Genomic DNA, 16,446 nt, shown 5'->3' with positions numbered 1-16,446 from the left:
TAACACCGTCCCGTGAGGCGGAGAAGGGAAGTGGCCATTGTCTGCACGCACCGTGCTGCAGGAAGCCGATATAGCGCGCGCTCTGACGCGCATCGCCCACGAGATCCTCGAATCGAATCGCGGTGCGGAAGGACTCGTCCTTCTCGGCATTCCCACCCGCGGGGTCACCCTGGCTGAGCGTCTCGGCTCGGTGGTCTCCGAGATCGCGGGCAAGCCGATCCCCGTCGGCTCGCTGGACATCACGCTGTACCGCGATGATCTGTCGCAGCATCCGACCCGCTCGCCCAAGCGAACGGAGATCCCTGCCGGCGGCATCGACGGCAGAACCGTGGTGCTCGTCGACGACGTGCTCTTCTCCGGTCGCAGCATCCGTGCCGCGCTCGACGCCATCCAGTCGATCGGCCGACCTGCGGTCGTGCGGCTGGCGATCCTCGTCGATCGTGGGCACCGCGAGTTGCCGATCCGTCCCGACTTCGTCGGCAAGAACATCCCGTCCGCCAGTGCCGAGCGCGTCAATGTGCGTCTGCGGGAGCTCGACGGCACCGAGGAGGTGACGATCGAGTCATGAGGCACCTGCTCGACACCCGCAGCCTCGACCGCGCGACCGCCCTGCAGATCCTCGACGTCGCCGAGGACATGTCCGACACGCAGTCCCGTCAGGTGAAGAAGCTGCCGACCCTGCTGGGCAAGACCGTGGTGAACCTGTTCTTCGAGGATTCCACGCGCACGCGGATCTCGTTCGAGGCCGCCGCCAAGCGGCTCTCCGCCGATGTGATCAACTTCTCCGCGAAGGGCTCGAGCGTCTCCAAGGGCGAGAGCCTGAAGGACACCGCACAGACCCTGCAGGCGATGGGTGCGGATGCCGTGGTCGTCCGTCACCCCGGATCCGGCGCACCGCGCACCCTCGCCACGAGCGGCTGGATCTCGGCCGGCGTCGTCAACGCCGGCGACGGCACGCACGAGCACCCCACCCAGGCGCTGCTGGACGCCTTCACGATCCGCAAGCGCCGCTTCGCCGCGGAAAGCCGCGGACGCGACCTCGCCGGCCTGCGCGTGGTGATCGTCGGCGACGTGCTGCACTCGCGCGTCGCCCGCTCGAACGTGTGGCTGCTGTCGACGCTGGGCGCGGAGGTCACGCTGGTCACCCCGCCCACCCTCGTCCCGCAGAACGTCACGCAGTGGCCGGTGCGGGTGCTGTACGACCTCGATGCGGCCCTCGCCGAAGGCCCGGACGCGGTCATGATGCTGCGCATCCAGGCCGAGCGCATGCACGCCGCGTATTTCCCTACTGAGCGGGAGTATTCGCGCCTCTGGGGACTGGACGCATTGCGGGCTGCGGCTCTGCCGGAGGGTAGCATTGTCATGCACCCCGGCCCGATGAACCGCGGCCTGGAGATCTCATCCGAAGCCGCCGACTCGCCACGATCCACCGTGCTCGAGCAGGTCACCAATGGGGTGTCGGTGCGCATGGCAGTGCTCTACCTGCTTCTGGCAGGAGAGCGGAACGACGAACGAGGGGAAGTGAGATGAGCCAGGCCCTCGTCATCACAGGAGTCCAGCTTCTCGGGCGCGAGAGCGCAGACATCGTGATCCAGGACGGCATCATCGCCGAGATCGGCTCGGGCCTGAGCCGCTCCGGCGCTCGTGTCGTCGATGCCGCCGGCCTCGTCGCCCTGCCGGGCCTCGTCGACCTGCACACCCATCTGCGCGAGCCCGGATTCGAGGCCTCCGAGACCGTGCTGTCGGGCACGCGGGCCGCGGCGTCCGGCGGCTTCACCGCCGTGTTCGCCATGCCCAACACCCAGCCGGTCGCGGACACGGCCGGCGTCGTCGAGCAGGAGCTCGCTCTCGGCGAGGCCGCCGGCTACGCCACAGTCCAGCCGATCGGCGCCGTCACCGTCGGGCAGAAGGGCGAGCGCCTCGCCGAGCTGGGCGCGATGGCCGGATCGCGCGCACGTGTGCGGGTCTTCAGCGACGACGGCTTCTGCGTATGGGACCCGCTCATCATGCGCCGCGCGCTGGAGTACGTGAAATCCTTCGGCGGCGTGATCGCCCAGCACGCGCAGGACCCGCGGCTCACCGAGGGCGCCCAGATGAACGAGGGCGTGGTCTCGGCCGAGCTGGGCCTGGCAGGCTGGCCCGCGGTCGCCGAGGAGTCGATCATCGCCCGTGACGTGCTGCTCGCCGAGCACGTCGGCTCCCGGCTGCACGTGTGCCATCTCTCCACCGCGGGCTCGGTCGACATCATCCGCTGGGCCAAGAAGCGGGGCATCCGGGTCACGGCGGAGGTCACCCCGCATCACCTGCTGCTCACCGACGACCTCATCCGCGATTACGACGCCCGCTACAAGGTGAACCCGCCGCTGCGCACCCGGGAGGACGTGCTCGCCGTGCGCGAGGGCCTGGCCGACGGCACGATCGACATCGTCGCGACGGACCACGCGCCTCATCCTGCCGAGAACAAGGCCTGCGAGTGGCAGGCCGCCGCGAACGGCATGGTCGGACTGGAGAGCGCCCTGCGGGTCGTGCACGAGTCGATGGTCAGCACCGGATTGCTCGACTGGGCCGATGTCGCCCGCGTGCTCAGTGCGACTCCCGCCAGAATCGGACAGCTGGAGGGTTTCGGCGCTCTCGAGGTCGGCCGGCCCGCGCATGTCACGCTCTACGACGCGAACGTCGCCGGCGTGTTCACCGAGGCGGACCTGCTCGGCCGCAGCCACAACTCGCCCTACCTCGGGCGGGAGCTTCCCGGTCGCGTGCAGTGGACGATCCACGGCGGTGTCGTCACACTCGAGGACGGCGCTCTCGTCGAGGACCTCGCGTGACGCGCGAAGGAGCGGCACTGATCATCGCCGCCGTCGCAGCGCTCGTCCTGCTGGCGATGTTCCTCGGCTGGCGACGACGACTCCGGCGCGATTCCGGCCTGACGGCGCCGCTCGGCGTTCCCGAGCACGCCACGGTGAGCGCACGGCACGAAGTGCTGTACGTCGCCACGACCGCGCACGACCAGCCGCTCGAACGCGTCGCCGTTCAGCCGCTGGCGTACCGCGCACGTGGCGAGCTCGTGCTCACCGACAGGGGAGTCGCGCTCAGCCTCGACGGCTCACCCACCGTCTTCCTCGCCTCCTCCCGGCTCATCGCGGCCGACCGCGCGACCGTGACCATCGATCGCGTCGTGGAGCCGAACGGTCTCATTCGCCTCGTGTGGCGAGTGGCCGACGGCACCATCGTTGACACCTACCTGCGCCTGGCATCCATCGGGCCGCAGCAGATCCTTCCGGAGCTCGAGCGCCTGTGCGCCGCTTCGGAGAACGGAGAACAGTCTTGACTGCCACCACCACGGGGAACCGCTCCCCGCTGACAAGCGCCGTGCTCGTGCTCGAGGACGGCACACGCCTCACCGGACGGGCCTACGGCGCCATCGGCACCACGCTCGGCGAGGTGGTCTTCGCCACCGGCATGTCGGGGTACCAGGAGACGCTGACCGATCCTTCCTACGCCGGCCAGATCGTGCTGCAGACCGCACCGCACATCGGCAACACCGGCATGAACCGCGAGGACGACGAATCCGGTCGCATCTGGGTCGCCGGCTACATCGTGCGCGATCCCGCACGCCGGGTCTCCAACTGGCGCGCCGAGGAATCACTCGACGACGCGCTGGTGCGCGACGGCATCGTCGGGATCAGCGGGATCGACACGCGAGCCCTCACCCGGCGCATCCGCGACACGGGATCGATGCGCGGCGGGATCTTCTCCGGTGCCGACGCCGACCTCCCCGCAGAGGAGCAGCTGCGTCGTGTGACCGCGGCGCCCGAGATGGCGGGCCAGAACCTCTCGGCATCGGTGTCGGTGACCGAGGCCCGGGTGATCCCGGCCGCCGCGGAGCGCATCGGCAACCTCGCCGTGCTCGACCTCGGTGTCAAGCAGTCCACGCTCGACAACCTCGCCGGTCTCGGGTTCGACGTCCACGTGCTCCCGCAGTCCGCGAGCTTCGAGGACATCCGCGCGGTGGACCCGGTCGCCGTGTTCTACTCCAACGGCCCCGGCGACCCCTCCGCATCCGACGTGCAGGTCGCCGTGCTCCGCGAGGTGCTCGATGCCCGCCTGCCCTACTTCGGCATCTGCTTCGGCAACCAGCTCTTCGGCCGCGCCCTGGGACTGAGCACCTACAAGCTCACCTTCGGGCACCGCGGGATCAACCAGCCCGTGCTCGACAAGGTCACCGGCCGGGTCGAGATCACCGCCCACAATCACGGCTTCGCCGTCGACGCCCCCGTCGAGGGCAGCTTCGACAGCCCGCACGGCTACGGCTCGATCGAGGTCAGCCACGTCGGTCTGAACGACCGGGTCGTCGAGGGGCTGCGGGCGCACGACATCCCCGCGTTCTCGGTGCAGTACCACCCGGAGGCCGCGGCCGGGCCCCACGACGCCCACTACCTCTTCGCCAGGTTCCGCGACCTGGTCATCGCAGACATCGCTGAGAAGGACGCCAAGTAATGCCCAAGCGCGACGACATCAACTCCGTCCTGGTCATCGGATCGGGGCCGATCGTGATCGGCCAGGCCTGCGAATTCGACTACTCGGGCACGCAGGCGTGCCGCGTGCTGCGTGAGGAGGGCGTGCGCGTCATCCTCGTGAACTCCAATCCGGCGACGATCATGACCGATCCCGACTTTGCCGACGCCACCTACATCGAGCCGATCACCCCCGAGGTGATCGAGACGATCATCGCCAAGGAGAAGCCGGATGCCATCCTGCCGACCCTGGGCGGGCAGACAGCGCTCAACGCGGCCATGGCACTGCACGAGCGCGGCATCCTGGAGAAGTACGACGTCGAGCTGATCGGCGCGAAGGTGGACGCGATCCGCAAGGGCGAGGACCGCCAGATCTTCAAGGAGCTCGTCATCGAGGCGGGCGCGGACGTCGCGGCCTCTCGCATCTGCCACACGATGGACGAGGTCCTGGCGGGTGCCGAAGAGCTCGGGTACCCCCTGGTCGTGCGCCCGTCGTTCACGATGGGCGGACTCGGCTCCGGCTTCGCGTACGACGAGAACGACCTGCGCCGTATCGCGGGTGCGGGTCTGCACGACTCGCCCACGCACGAGGTGCTCCTGGAGGAGTCCATCCTCGGCTGGAAGGAGTACGAGCTCGAGCTCATGCGCGACACGGCCGACAACACGGTCGTCGTCTGCTCCATCGAGAACGTCGACCCGGTCGGCGTCCACACCGGAGACTCGATCACCGTCGCACCGGCGCTCACGCTCACCGACCGCGAGTACCAGAAGATGCGCGACATCTCGATCGACATCATCCGCGCGGTGGGGGTCGACACGGGCGGCTGCAACATCCAGTTCGCCGTCGATCCGACGAACGGCCGGATCATCGTCATCGAGATGAACCCCCGGGTCTCCCGTTCGTCCGCGCTGGCGTCGAAGGCGACGGGATTCCCGATCGCCAAGCTCGCGGCCAAGCTCGCTCTGGGCTACCGGCTCGACGAGATCCCCAACGACATCACCGGTGTCACCCCGGCCAGCTTCGAGCCGACGCTCGACTACGTGGTCGTGAAGGTCCCGCGTTTCGCGTTCGAGAAGTTCCCGGCGGCGGATGCGACGCTCACCACCACCATGAAGTCGGTCGGGGAGGCGATGGCGATCGGCCGCAACTTCACCACGGCTCTGCAGAAGGCGCTGCGCTCCCTGGAGCAGCGCGGCTCCTCCTTCCACTGGGGTGACGAGCCGCGCTCGCTCGAGCAGCTGCTCGAGGTGGCGAAGACCCCGACCGATGGCCGGATCGTCGTGCTGCAGCAGGCGCTGCGCAAGGGCGCGACCATCGAGCAGGCGTTCGATGCGACGGCGATCGACCCGTGGTTCCTCGACCAGATCGTGCTCATCAACGAGGTCGCCGACGTCGTCGCCCAGGCGGGCGAGCTCGACGCGGCGACGCTGCGGTACGCCAAGGAGCACGGATTCTCCGACGCCCAGCTCGCTCAGCTGCGCGGAATCGACGAGGCGGAGGTGCGCGGCATCCGGCACGACCTGGACGTGCGCCCCGTGTTCAAGACGGTGGACACCTGCGCGGGGGAGTTCCCCGCGCTCACCCCGTACCACTACTCCAGCTACGACCTCGAGACCGAGATCGCCGCCTCGGACCGCACCAAGGTGGTCATCATCGGCTCCGGCCCGAACCGCATCGGCCAGGGCGTCGAGTTCGACTACTCGTGCGTGCACGCCTCGTTCGCGTTGTCGGATGCCGGTTTCGAGACGATCATGGTCAACTGCAATCCCGAGACGGTCTCGACCGACTACGACACCTCGGACCGGCTGTACTTCGAGCCGCTCACCCTCGAGGACGTGCTCGAGGTGCTCGACGCCGAGGCGCGCAGCGGGAAGATCCTCGGCGTCGTCTGCCAGCTGGGCGGTCAGACCCCGCTGGGCCTGGCGAAGGGCATCGAGGCGGCCGGCTACGCGGTGCTCGGCACAAGCCCCGCCGCGATCGACCTGGCTGAAGAGCGCGAGCTGTTCTCGCGTCTGCTCGACGACGCAGGCCTCGTCGCACCGCGCAACGGCACCGCGATCGACGTCGACGGTGCGGTGCGGATCGCCGAGGAGATCGGCTACCCGGTGCTGGTGCGGCCGAGCTTCGTGCTGGGCGGGCGCGGCATGGAGATCGTCTACGACACCGCGTCGCTGCGCGACTACTTCGTGCGCACCGCGGGCCAGGTGATCATCGAGGAGGGCAAGCCCCTCCTCGTCGACCGCTTCCTCGACGATGCCATCGAGCTCGACGTCGACGCCCTCTACGACGGGTCGGACCTGTACATCGGCGGCGTCATGGAGCATCTGGAGGAGGCCGGCATCCACTCCGGCGACTCCAGCTGCACCCTGCCTCCCGTCTCGCTCGGGCGCAGCGATGTCGACCGGGTGCGCGAGGCGACGCTCGCGATCGCCCGTGGTGTGGGAGTGCGCGGCCTGCTCAACGTGCAGTTCGCGATCAGCGCCGGCGTGCTGTACGTGATCGAGGCGAATCCCCGTGCGAGCCGCACCGTGCCCTTCGTCTCTAAGGCGCTCGGCATCCCGCTGGCGAAAGCCGCCAGCCGTCTCATGGCCGGCGCCACGATCGCCGAGCTGATCGCCGAGGGCATGCTGCCCGCACAGGACGGGTCGCGTGTGCCGCTGGGCGCGCCGATCGCCGTCAAGGAGGCCGTGCTTCCCTTCAAGCGGTTCCGCACCCACGACGGCAAGGTCGTCGATTCCGTGCTCGGGCCCGAGATGCGCTCCACGGGCGAGGTCATGGGCATCGACCGCGACTTCCCGACCGCGTTCGCGAAGAGCCAGGCCGCCGCCTACGGTGGGATGCCCACCTCCGGCACGGTGTTCATGTCGGTGGCGGACGCGGACAAGCGCGCGGTCATCCTGCCTGCGCACCGACTGCAGGAGCTCGGCTTCTCACTGGTGGCCACCGAGGGGACGGCCGAGATCCTGAGCCGCAACGGCATCGATGTGACCGTCGTCGCGAAGTACAGCGATGCGCGCGGCGAAGGCGAGCGCAACGTCGTCGATCTGATCAACGACGGCGAGATCGACATCATCGTCAACACGCCCAGCGGTGGCGCCGCCCGGGCGGACGGCTACGAGATCCGTGCCGCTGCGGTCGCGGCTGACAAGGCACTGTTCACCACCATCGCGGTGCTCGGCGCGGCCGTCAGTGGGATGGGAGCGGCAGACGCGGGCTTCGCGGTGCGCAGCCTGCAGGAGTACGCCCTGGATCGGCGGGATTCGCAGTGACGCTCTCCTTCGGGGCGCGTCTGCGAGCCGCCCTGGATGCGCACGGCCCGCTGTGCGTGGGGATCGACCCTCACGCACAGCTGCTCGACCGCTGGGGTCTGACGCAGGATGCCGAGGGGCTGCGGTCCTTCGGCCTCGCCGTCGTCGACGCCGCTGCGGGTCGCGTCGGCGTGGTGAAGCCGCAGGTGGCCTTCTTCGAGCGCTTCGGCTCGAAGGGCTTCGCAGCCCTGGAGGATGTCCTCTCGGCCGCCCGTGCAGCAGGCCTGCTCGTGGTCGCCGACGCCAAGCGCGGCGACATCGGCTCGACCATGGCCGGGTACACCTCGGCCTGGCTCGAGCCCGGCTCGCCGCTGGAGTCGGACGCCGTCACGGTCAGCCCGTACCTCGGGCCCGAGTCCCTGCGCGAGACGCTCACCGCGGCGGTGCGCGCCGGCAAGGGGGTGTTCGTGCTGGCGGCGACGAGCAACCCGGAGGCCGCGGCCCTGCAGACCGCACGCACCGTCGACGTGGGCTCCGGTGAGGATCAGACGGTCGCGAACCGTGTGGCGCGTGACGTGACCTGGGTCAACGGTTCGACCGCGTTCGACGGCGGGTTGGGACCGGTCGGCGTGGTGATCGGGGCAACGGTCGACCGCGCGGAGCTCGGACTCGGCGACGAGGCGCTCGCGGGCACGCCGATCCTCGCTCCCGGATTCGGCGCTCAGGGCGCCGAGCCGGACGATCTGGTCCTGCGCTTCGGTGCGGTCGCCGGGCAGGTTCTCGCGAGCGAGAGCCGCAGCGTGCTCGGAGCGGGACCGGCCCGCATCGCATCCGCCATCGCCGAACGCGCCGAGCGCTACCAGGAGGTGCTTCGTGGCTGAGGGTCGAGCCGTCCCCGATGTCGACCGGGCCGCCGCCTCGCGGCGCGCACTCGAGCGCCGGCGGGCGCGCGCAGCGCTCAAGCGGGATCTCACCACGCGCGTGCTCGCGCCGCAGGCGGTGCTGCAGCAGGCGACGCGGGACGCGGACTCGGATGCCGCCACCATGCGCGTCACCGATTTCCTCATGGCGCTGCCGGCCATCGGCGCCGGCAAGCGCGACCGCGTGCTCGATGAGCTGAGCATCTCCCCGGTCAAACGTCTCGGCGGACTGGGCGTGCGTCAGCTGGCGGCGCTGTCGGAATGGCTCGACGAGCGGTTCCCGCCGCACACGCCGCGCCCCGGTCGCAGCCGGCTGCTCGTCCTGGCCGGTCCCACCGCCGTCGGCAAGGGCACGGTGGCCGCGCACATCCGCGAACGGCACCCCGAGATCCACCTGTCCGTGTCGGCGACCACCCGGGCACCGCGTCCGGGAGAGATCGACGGCGTGCACTACTACTTCGTCGACGACTCCGAGTTCGATCGCCTGGTCGCCGAGGGTCAGCTGCTCGAGTACGCCGTCGTGCACAATCGGCATCGCTATGGCACCCCGCGCGGTCCCGTCGACGCCGCGCTGGCCGAGGGCAGGACCGTGCTGCTGGAGATCGACCTGCAGGGTGCGCGGCAGGTGCGCCGTGCCGAGCCGTCGGCCACGCTGGTGTTCCTGCTCCCGCCTTCGTGGGATGAGCTGGTGCATCGGCTGGTGGGTCGCGGCACCGAGGATGCGGAGGAGCGGGCGCGGCGGCTGCGCACCGCCCGCACCGAGCTCGCAGCCCAGAACGAGTTCGATTACCTCGTCGTGAACGCCGACGTCGCCACGGCGGCGCGGGAGGTCGTAGAATTGTCTTCGGGTCCTGCGCGCTGACCGGTTCCTGAGCCCGTCCAGAGCGCGCGTCCCCATCCACCGACTTCGCGGCACGTCGTGACACCACGGCACCGCCGCCTGACCAGGAGGTCCACCATGGCCGGAAGCAACCAGGGCATCATCGACCCGCCCATCGACAACCTGCTCGAGCGGGTCGAGTCGAAGTACGAGCTGGTGATCTACGCGTCCAAGCGCGCGCGTCAGATCAACGACTACTACTCCGACCTGCACGAGGGCAACCTCTTCGACAACGTCGGGCCGCTGGTGGACTCGTCCGTCGAGGACAAGCCGCTTACCATCGCGCTGCACGAGATCAACGAAGACAAGCTTCGCATCCGTCACGCCGAGTGACCCTTCGCACCGTGAGCCGCCGACGTCCGCACCCGGATGTCGGCGGCTTCCTGCACACTGGCGTCGAGCCGGCCCCGGCTCCGCCCGAACTTCTCGCTTTGGAGCACCGATGAGCGCGCTGCGCCTGTTCACGTCCGAGTCCGTCACCGAGGGACACCCCGACAAGATCTGCGACCAGATCTCCGACAGCATCCTCGACGGTCTCCTCAGCGTCGACCGCGACTCGCGCGTGGCCGTCGAGACCCTCGTCACCACCGGGCTCGTGCATGTGGCCGGTGAGATCCGCACCGAGGGATACGTGGACATTCCCACGATCGTGCGCGACGTCGTCAACGGGATCGGCTACACCTCGAGCGACACCGGCTTCGACGGCTCCTCCTGCGGTGTCAGCATCTCGGTCGGTGAGCAGTCCACCGACATCGCGCACGGCGTCGACCAGGCGCAGGAGCATCGCGACGGCAGCTCCACCGACCCGCGCGACGAGCTCGGTGCAGGCGACCAGGGGATCATGTTCGGTTTCGCGACCGACGAGACCCCTCAGCTCATGCCGATGGCCGCGTGGACGGCGCACCGCATCGCCGAGCGCCTCACCGAGGTCCGCCGCTCGGGCGAGCTCGCGTTCCTGCGTCCGGACGGCAAGACCCAGGTGACGCTCGGCTACGACGGCTTCACGCCGAAGACCGTCGACGCGGTCGTGCTCTCCACGCAGCACCACCCCGACATCTCTCAGGACGAGCTCAAGGCGCTGGTGCGCGAGAAGGTCATCGATCCGGTGCTCGAGCAGACCGGCCTCGACCTGGCGGACGACCTGAAGTACTACATCAACCCGGCCGGTCCGTTCGTCACGGGCGGCCCCAAGGGCGATGCGGGTCTCACAGGCCGCAAGATCATCATCGACACGTACGGCGGAGCAGCCCGCCACGGCGGCGGCGCGTTCAGCGGCAAGGACCCCTCGAAGGTGGACCGCTCGGGCGCGTACGCGATGCGCTGGGTCGCCAAGAACGTCGTCGCCGCGGGTCTGGCCCGGCGGGCGGAGGTTCAGGTGGCCTACGCGATCGGCGTGGCCCGTCCGGTCGGGCTCTATGTCGAGACCTTCGGCACGGGCGCCGTCGCCGAGGACGTGATCACCCGCGCCATCGACGAGGTGTTCGATCTTCGTCCGCAGGCGATCATCGAGGAACTGGACCTGCTGCGTCCGATCTACGCGCAGACCGCGGCATACGGGCATTTCGGCCGTGAGCTGCCCGACTTCACCTGGGAGCGCACGAACCGCGCCGAAGAGCTGCGCCGCGCTGCCGGCGTCTGAGGCCGAGATGGCCCCGGCGCGCCGCATCGCGCGTGTGCTCATCGACTCTCCGCTTCCGCAGCTGGACCGGCTGTTCGACTATGCACTGCCCGACGAGGTGGGCGAGGTGCGTCCTGGCGTGCGGATCAAGGCGCCGCTGCGCACCGCCGGGCGGGTGATCGACGGATACGTCGTGGAGATCGCCGAGGAGCCGGATGCCCGTCGTCCCCTCTCCGAGATCGACAGCGTCGTGTCCGCAGTCGAGGTGCTTCCCGACAGGCTCTACCGCCTCGCCCGGCGGACGGCGGACCGGGCCGCCGGCTCCGCCTCCGACATCCTCCGTCTGGCGATCCCCAAGCGCCAGGTGCGCGTCGAGAAGACGTGGGTGCCCCCGGAAGACGCGCCGACGCCGACCGCTGAGGCCGTCGCACGTGCGAGGGAGGTGCTCTCCGGATACGAGGGACTGGAATCGGTGCTCGCCGATTGCGGGCGTGCGGCCGTCGAGGCGGTGCCCGTGCAGTACGGCGACCAGCCCGCGTGGGCGACGCTGCTGGCCTCCGCCGCGGCTGTACAGCTCGCCGAGGGCCGCTCCAGCATCCTGGTCGTGCCCGACTACCGCGATCAGGAGCTGCTTCTCGCCGCCCTGCAGACGATGGTCGACGAGGCTTCGGTGGTGCGGCACGATGCCCGTCAGTCCAATCCCGACCGATATCGCGCATTCCTGCGCACCCTCAGCGACGTTCCGTGCATCGTCGTCGGCAATCGCTCCGCCGTGTACTCACCGGTGCGCGCCGCGCTCGTCGCCATCTGGGACGACGGCGACCCCCTGCTCGCAGAACAGCTCGCACCGTACGTGCACGCCCGTGACGCCGCGCTCGTCCGGCAGGAGCTGGAGGGGAGCGCCCTTCTGCTCGTGGGGCACACCCGGTCCACCGACGCCGAGCGCCTCGTCCAGCACGGCTGGCTGCGGGACATCACGGCGCTGCGCCGCGTGCTGCCCCAGGTGCGGCTGAGCACCCCGCAGGAGCTCGAGCAGACCGGGCAGCGAGTGCCGTCCAGTGCCTTCGCCGCCGCGCGCGCGGCGACAGCCGAGGGCCCGGTGCTCGTGCAGGTGGCACGGCCGGGCTTCGCGCCGACGCTCGTGTGCGCGGGGTGCCGTGCACCCGCCCGCTGCACACACTGCGGAGGTCCCCTCGGCGCGCGCCGCCGGGGCGCTGTGCCGGTGTGCGGGTGGTGCGGTCGCTCGGCGAACCGGTGGCGGTGCACGGAATGCTCATCCGACCAGGTGCGCCTGGCGTCCTCGGGCACGGAGCGCACCGCCGACGAGCTGGGCCGGGCGTTTCCCGGCGTGCGCGTGATCGTGTCGGATGGCGCGCATCCGGTGCAGCGCGTCGAGGCCAGACCGGCACTCGTCGTCGCGACCCGCGGTGCGGAACCTCTCGCCGACGGCGGCTACCGGGCGGTGATCCTGCTCGACGGAGCGCGGATGCTGCAGGCACCGGAGCTGCGCATCGCGGAGTCGTGCCTGCGCTGGTGGGCGAACGCCGCGGCTCTGGCGGCGCCGGGTGCGCCGATCCATCTGGTCGGCGTGAACGGACCCGTGGCGCGCGCGCTGGCGACCTGGTCACCTGCCGCCTATGCGCGCAGCGAGCTCGATTCGCGTCTTCCGCTGCACATGCCGCCCACCGCGCGGGTGGCGCAGATCGAGGGGCTGCCGGCATCCGTGCGCAGCGCGCTCGACGCCGTCGCCCCTCACGGGGTGACCGGCGATGCCGTGCTCGGCCCGCTGCCGGTCGGAGACGACGGACGCGTGCGCGCGCTCGTGCGCTTCGGCTACGCGTCGGGCGCGGCCGTGGCGGCGAGTCTGCGCGCAGCCGTGGTCGCCGACGCCGCCAAGAACCGCCGCGGACGGGGCGGGCCCCGGGCCTCGCTCTCCGTGCATCTCGATATCCTCGAACCAGAGATCTGATCAGCCATCACCGACCGGAGAACCTTCATGCGCCTCGTCTTCGCAGGCACCCCCGCCGTCGCCGTCCCGACCCTGCGCGCACTGGCCGCGCAGCACGAGATCGCGGCGGTCGTCACCCGACCGGACGCGCCCCTCGGGCGCAAGCGGGATCTCACCCCTTCGCCCGTCGCCGACGAGGCGGAGCGCCTCGGGCTGCCCGTGATCAAGGCGGCGCGGCTCGACGACGAGGCGACCCGGCGCATCTCGGCGCTGCACGCCGAACTCGGCGTGATCGTCGCCTACGGCGGGATCGTTCGCGAACCTCTGCTGTCGGCCCCGCATCACGGCTGGATCAACCTGCACTTCTCCCTGCTGCCCGCCTGGCGCGGCGCCGCCCCCGTGCAGCGCGCTCTCATCGCCGCAGACGCCGCGCTCGGCGTGAGCGTGTTCCGGCTCGTCCCCGAGCTCGATGCGGGTGACGTCTTCGCGATGCGCACGGTCGCCGTGCCCGGCGACGCCACCGCGGACATCGCGCTCGACGTACTCGCCGCCGACGGAGCGGCGCTCACCGGGGAGGTCGTCGCCGGCATCGCCGCGGGGACGGCCACCGCGACACCTCAGAGCGGGAGCCCGTCGCTCGCCCCCAAGCTCGTACTGCAGGACGGGGCGCTGGACTGGACGCAGCCGCTGTCGGCCGTCTACGCCCGCTACCGCGGGGTCACCCCCGAGCCCGGCGCCCACACGACGATCGACGGTGCACGTCTGAAGATCCTCGCGGCGACGCCTGCACCCGATGCCCCGGGCGTCGCGCCCGGGATGCTGACCGGATCGAAGTCGTCGGTGTTCATCGCCTGCGCGGACGGATCGCTGGAGGTGACCCGCGTGCAGCCCGCCGGCAAGGGCGCCATGAACGCCGCCGACTGGTGGCGCGGCATGCGGGCGGACCCGGGCGTGAGGGCCGGATCGTGACTGCGCCCGGCCAGGGGAAGCGGGGCATCCAGCCCGCCCGCTGGGTCGCGTACGACGTGCTGCGCGCCGTGTCGGATGACGACGCCTACGCGAACCTGCTGCTTCCCAAGCTCATCGTCGAGGCCGGGCTCGACGCGCAGGACGCCGCTCTGTCCACCGAGCTCGCCTACGGCACGCTTCGCCGGCGGGGCACGTACGACGCGATCATCGCTGAGGCGGCCGGCCGCCCCGTGAGCGACATCGATCCCGCGGTGCTCGACGCCCTGCGCCTGGGCGCCCACCAGCTGCTGGCCACCCGGGTGGCGGCGCATGCGGCCGTCAACGAGTCGGTCAATCTCGTCGCTTCGGAGGTCGGACGCGGCGCCTCGGGGTTCGCGAATGCCGTGCTGCGCCGTATCGGGCGCGACTCGGCGGACGTCTGGCAGGAGCGCATCGAGAGCGGCGCCCGCTCCGATGACGAACGACTCGCGCTGCGCACTGCGCATCCCGTGTGGGTGATCCGGGCGCTGCGTCGCGCGCTGGCCGCCGAGGGCCGTGCGGGCGAGCTGGACGACCTGCTCCGCGCCGACAACGTCTCACCCGAGGTCACGCTCGTCGCGCTTCCCGGGCTCGCCGAGCCCGGAGAACCGGCGCGCCCGTACGCGCCGACCGCCTTCGCGTCGCCGGGGGGAGACCCGCGGCAGGTCATCGCGTCCGCGGCGGGGGCGATCCGCGTGCAGGACGAGGGCTCCCAGCTCGTCGCGCTGGCTCTGGCGGAGGTCGCGCCGGTGCGCGCGGGGGAGCGCTGGCTGGACCTGTGCTCGGGCCCCGGAGGCAAGACGGCCCTGCTGGCCGCGGTGGCACATCGCGGTGGCGCGTCGATCGAGGCGAACGAAGTGGTCGCCGCCCGCGCGGGTCTCGTCCGCAACGCCGTGCGTCCCCTGCCCGCCGACGTCCCGGTGCACGAGCTGGACGGGCGCTCCTTCGCAGCGGAGCATCCGGCGACCTTCGACCGGATCCTCGTGGACGCGCCGTGCACCGGCCTGGGCGCTTTGCGACGGCGCCCCGAGGCGCGGTGGCGGAAGTCGCCGGCCGACGTGGCGGAGCTGGTCGAGCTGCAGACGCAGCTGCTCGACGCCGCCGTCGACGCTCTCGTACCCGGCGGCGTGGTCGCCTATGTCACCTGCTCCCCGCACCTCGCCGAGACCTCGGGTGTCGTCGAGGAGGTGCTCCGACGGCGGGACGATCTCACCGAGCTCGACGCGCAGACCGTCGTGCGGCGCGTGGCCGTCTCGCCGATCGATCTGGCCTCCGCAGTCGACGGCTCATCCCGCCGGGTGCAGCTGTGGCCGCACCGCCACGGCACCGATGCCATGTTCCTCGCGCTGCTGCAGCGCACATCCCCGGAAGGCTGAGCAATGATCCTCCCCGACGCACCGCGCATCAACCCGAGCATCCTCGCGGCCGACTTCGTGAACATGCAGACCGAGCTCGCCCGCATCGCCACGGCCGATTTCGCCCACGTCGACGTGATGGACAACCACTTCGTGCCGAACCTCACCTTCGGACCGCAGATGGTCGAGCGCATCCAGGCCACCAGCCCCATCCCGCTCGATGTGCACCTGATGATCGCCGACCCCGACCGCTGGGCACCCGGGTACGCCGAGCTGGGCGCGGCCAGCGTCACCTTCCATCTGGAGGCGGCCGCCGATCCCGTGACGCTCGCGCGGCAGCTGCGCGACAGGGGCGCGAGGGCGGGCATCGCCATCAAGCCGGGCACGGACGGCGAGGCGCTGTACGAGCTCCTCGACGAGTTCGATCAGATCCTCGTCATGACGGTGGAGCCCGGATTCGGCGGACAGGGCTTCATGCCCGAGACCATGCCGAAGCTGCGCGCTCTGCGCGACGAGGCGCGCCGACGCGGATCCGATGTGTGGCTGCAGGTCGATGGCGGCATCTCGGACACCACCATCGCGCAGGCGGCGGAGGCCGGCGCCGACACCTTCGTCGCGGGCTCGGCCGTCTACGGCGCCGACGACGTCGAGGCGGCCGTCACCCGTCTCCGGCAGCTCGCCCGAGCGGCTAGCCTGGAATCGTGAAGACATTCGACGAGCTGTTCGCCGAGCTCCAGCGCACCGCAGAGACCCGTCCCGAGGACTCCGGCACGGTCGCTCAGCTGGACCGGGGCGTGCATGCGATCGGCAAGAAGATCGTCGAAGAGGCCGCCGAGGTGTGGATGGCCGCTGAGTACGAATCGACGGATGCCGCTGCCGAGGAGATCTCGCAGCTGCTCTACCACCTGCAGGTGATGATGCTCGCCAAGGGACTGAGCCTGGAGGACGTCTACCGACATCTGTGAACGCGTCCCG

General features: G+C 70.6%; 15 protein-coding genes. All 15 read left to right on the top strand.

Annotated elements, in window-relative coordinates; translation table 11 throughout:
- The first annotated feature begins 37 nt into the window (after positions 1-37).
- The 15 genes from pyrR (at position 38) to ACFWHT_RS07585 (ending at position 16,436) form a co-directional block, all read left to right on the top strand.
- Positions 38-568, top strand: coding sequence for a bifunctional pyr operon transcriptional regulator/uracil phosphoribosyltransferase PyrR (gene pyrR, locus ACFWHT_RS07655; protein WP_378826999.1), 531 nt, complete (start codon positions 38-40; stop codon positions 566-568).
- Complete coding sequence (locus tag ACFWHT_RS07650) at positions 565-1,530, top strand: aspartate carbamoyltransferase catalytic subunit (protein ID WP_378826997.1); 966 nt, start codon at positions 565-567, stop codon at positions 1,528-1,530. Before pyrR ends, ACFWHT_RS07650 begins: the two co-directional genes overlap by 4 nt.
- The gene (locus ACFWHT_RS07645) at positions 1,527-2,825 is read left to right on the top strand and encodes a dihydroorotase (RefSeq protein ID WP_378826994.1); all 1,299 of its coding nucleotides are present in this window, start codon (positions 1,527-1,529) and stop codon (positions 2,823-2,825) included. Before ACFWHT_RS07650 ends, ACFWHT_RS07645 begins: the two co-directional genes overlap by 4 nt.
- Positions 2,822-3,328 carry a hypothetical protein gene (locus tag ACFWHT_RS07640; RefSeq protein WP_378826992.1) on the top strand — a complete coding sequence of 169 codons (507 nt, stop codon included), beginning with the start codon at positions 2,822-2,824 and terminating at the stop codon, positions 3,326-3,328. Before ACFWHT_RS07645 ends, ACFWHT_RS07640 begins: the two co-directional genes overlap by 4 nt.
- Positions 3,325-4,497 (top strand): glutamine-hydrolyzing carbamoyl-phosphate synthase small subunit, encoded by a 1,173-nt coding sequence (gene carA / locus ACFWHT_RS07635; RefSeq protein ID WP_378826990.1) that lies wholly within the window; start codon positions 3,325-3,327, stop codon positions 4,495-4,497. Before ACFWHT_RS07640 ends, carA begins: the two co-directional genes overlap by 4 nt.
- A complete protein-coding gene (carB, locus tag ACFWHT_RS07630) occupies positions 4,497-7,784 on the top strand; it encodes a carbamoyl-phosphate synthase large subunit (protein WP_378826988.1) in 3,288 nt (1,095 codons plus the stop codon). The genes carA and carB overlap by 1 nt, the downstream gene beginning before the upstream one ends.
- On the top strand, positions 7,781-8,644 hold the full coding sequence (gene pyrF / locus ACFWHT_RS07625; RefSeq protein ID WP_378826985.1) for an orotidine-5'-phosphate decarboxylase: 864 nt from the start codon (positions 7,781-7,783) through the stop codon (positions 8,642-8,644). The genes carB and pyrF overlap by 4 nt, the downstream gene beginning before the upstream one ends.
- Positions 8,637-9,545, top strand: a complete 909-nt coding sequence (gmk, locus tag ACFWHT_RS07620; protein ID WP_378826984.1) for a guanylate kinase — start codon at positions 8,637-8,639, stop codon at positions 9,543-9,545. The genes pyrF and gmk overlap by 8 nt, the downstream gene beginning before the upstream one ends.
- 96 nt (positions 9,546-9,641) lie before the next feature.
- A complete protein-coding gene (rpoZ, locus tag ACFWHT_RS07615) occupies positions 9,642-9,896 on the top strand; it encodes a DNA-directed RNA polymerase subunit omega (RefSeq protein WP_378826981.1) in 255 nt (84 codons plus the stop codon).
- A gap of 109 nt (positions 9,897-10,005) precedes the next feature.
- Positions 10,006-11,202 carry a methionine adenosyltransferase gene (metK, locus tag ACFWHT_RS07610; RefSeq protein WP_378826978.1) on the top strand — a complete coding sequence of 399 codons (1,197 nt, stop codon included), beginning with the start codon at positions 10,006-10,008 and terminating at the stop codon, positions 11,200-11,202.
- Positions 11,203-11,209: 7 nt separating this feature from the next.
- Positions 11,210-13,150, top strand: a complete 1,941-nt coding sequence (locus ACFWHT_RS07605; RefSeq protein ID WP_378826976.1) for a primosomal protein N' — start codon at positions 11,210-11,212, stop codon at positions 13,148-13,150.
- Positions 13,151-13,177: 27 nt separating this feature from the next.
- Positions 13,178-14,098 (top strand): methionyl-tRNA formyltransferase, encoded by a 921-nt coding sequence (gene fmt / locus ACFWHT_RS07600; RefSeq protein WP_378826974.1) that lies wholly within the window; start codon positions 13,178-13,180, stop codon positions 14,096-14,098.
- Complete coding sequence (locus ACFWHT_RS07595; protein ID WP_378826972.1) at positions 14,095-15,492, top strand: RsmB/NOP family class I SAM-dependent RNA methyltransferase; 1,398 nt, start codon at positions 14,095-14,097, stop codon at positions 15,490-15,492. Before fmt ends, ACFWHT_RS07595 begins: the two co-directional genes overlap by 4 nt.
- Positions 15,493-15,495: 3 nt before the next feature.
- Positions 15,496-16,176 carry a ribulose-phosphate 3-epimerase gene (rpe, locus tag ACFWHT_RS07590; RefSeq protein WP_378826970.1) on the top strand — a complete coding sequence of 227 codons (681 nt, stop codon included), beginning with the start codon at positions 15,496-15,498 and terminating at the stop codon, positions 16,174-16,176.
- On the top strand, positions 16,173-16,436 hold the full coding sequence (locus ACFWHT_RS07585) for a phosphoribosyl-ATP diphosphatase (protein WP_378826968.1): 264 nt from the start codon (positions 16,173-16,175) through the stop codon (positions 16,434-16,436). The genes rpe and ACFWHT_RS07585 overlap by 4 nt, the downstream gene beginning before the upstream one ends.
- Positions 16,437-16,446 lie beyond the last annotated feature (10 nt).

It is taken from the genome of Microbacterium sp. NPDC058342 (assembly GCF_042723935.1).
GTDB lineage: Bacteria > Actinomycetota > Actinomycetes > Actinomycetales > Microbacteriaceae > Microbacterium.
The sequence above is the reverse complement of the archived record's forward strand: the minus strand, read 5'-3'. Positions and strand labels throughout refer to the sequence as shown.

What these genes read in the sequence shown, in the direction of transcription:
- carB (WP_378826988.1), top strand. Translation starts at nt 4,497, where the DNA reads ATGCCCAAGCGCGACGACATCAACTCCGTCCTGGTCATCGGATCGGGG.
- fmt (WP_378826974.1), top strand. Translation starts at nt 13,178, where the DNA reads ATGCGCCTCGTCTTCGCAGGCACCCCCGCCGTCGCCGTCCCGACCCTG.
- ACFWHT_RS07645 (WP_378826994.1), top strand. Translation starts at nt 1,527, where the DNA reads ATGAGCCAGGCCCTCGTCATCACAGGAGTCCAGCTTCTCGGGCGCGAG.
- rpoZ (WP_378826981.1), top strand. Translation starts at nt 9,642, where the DNA reads ATGGCCGGAAGCAACCAGGGCATCATCGACCCGCCCATCGACAACCTG.
- metK (WP_378826978.1), top strand. Translation starts at nt 10,006, where the DNA reads ATGAGCGCGCTGCGCCTGTTCACGTCCGAGTCCGTCACCGAGGGACAC.
- rpe (WP_378826970.1), top strand. Translation starts at nt 15,496, where the DNA reads ATGATCCTCCCCGACGCACCGCGCATCAACCCGAGCATCCTCGCGGCC.
- ACFWHT_RS07650 (WP_378826997.1), top strand. Translation starts at nt 565, where the DNA reads ATGAGGCACCTGCTCGACACCCGCAGCCTCGACCGCGCGACCGCCCTG.
- ACFWHT_RS07605 (WP_378826976.1), top strand. Translation starts at nt 11,210, where the DNA reads ATGGCCCCGGCGCGCCGCATCGCGCGTGTGCTCATCGACTCTCCGCTT.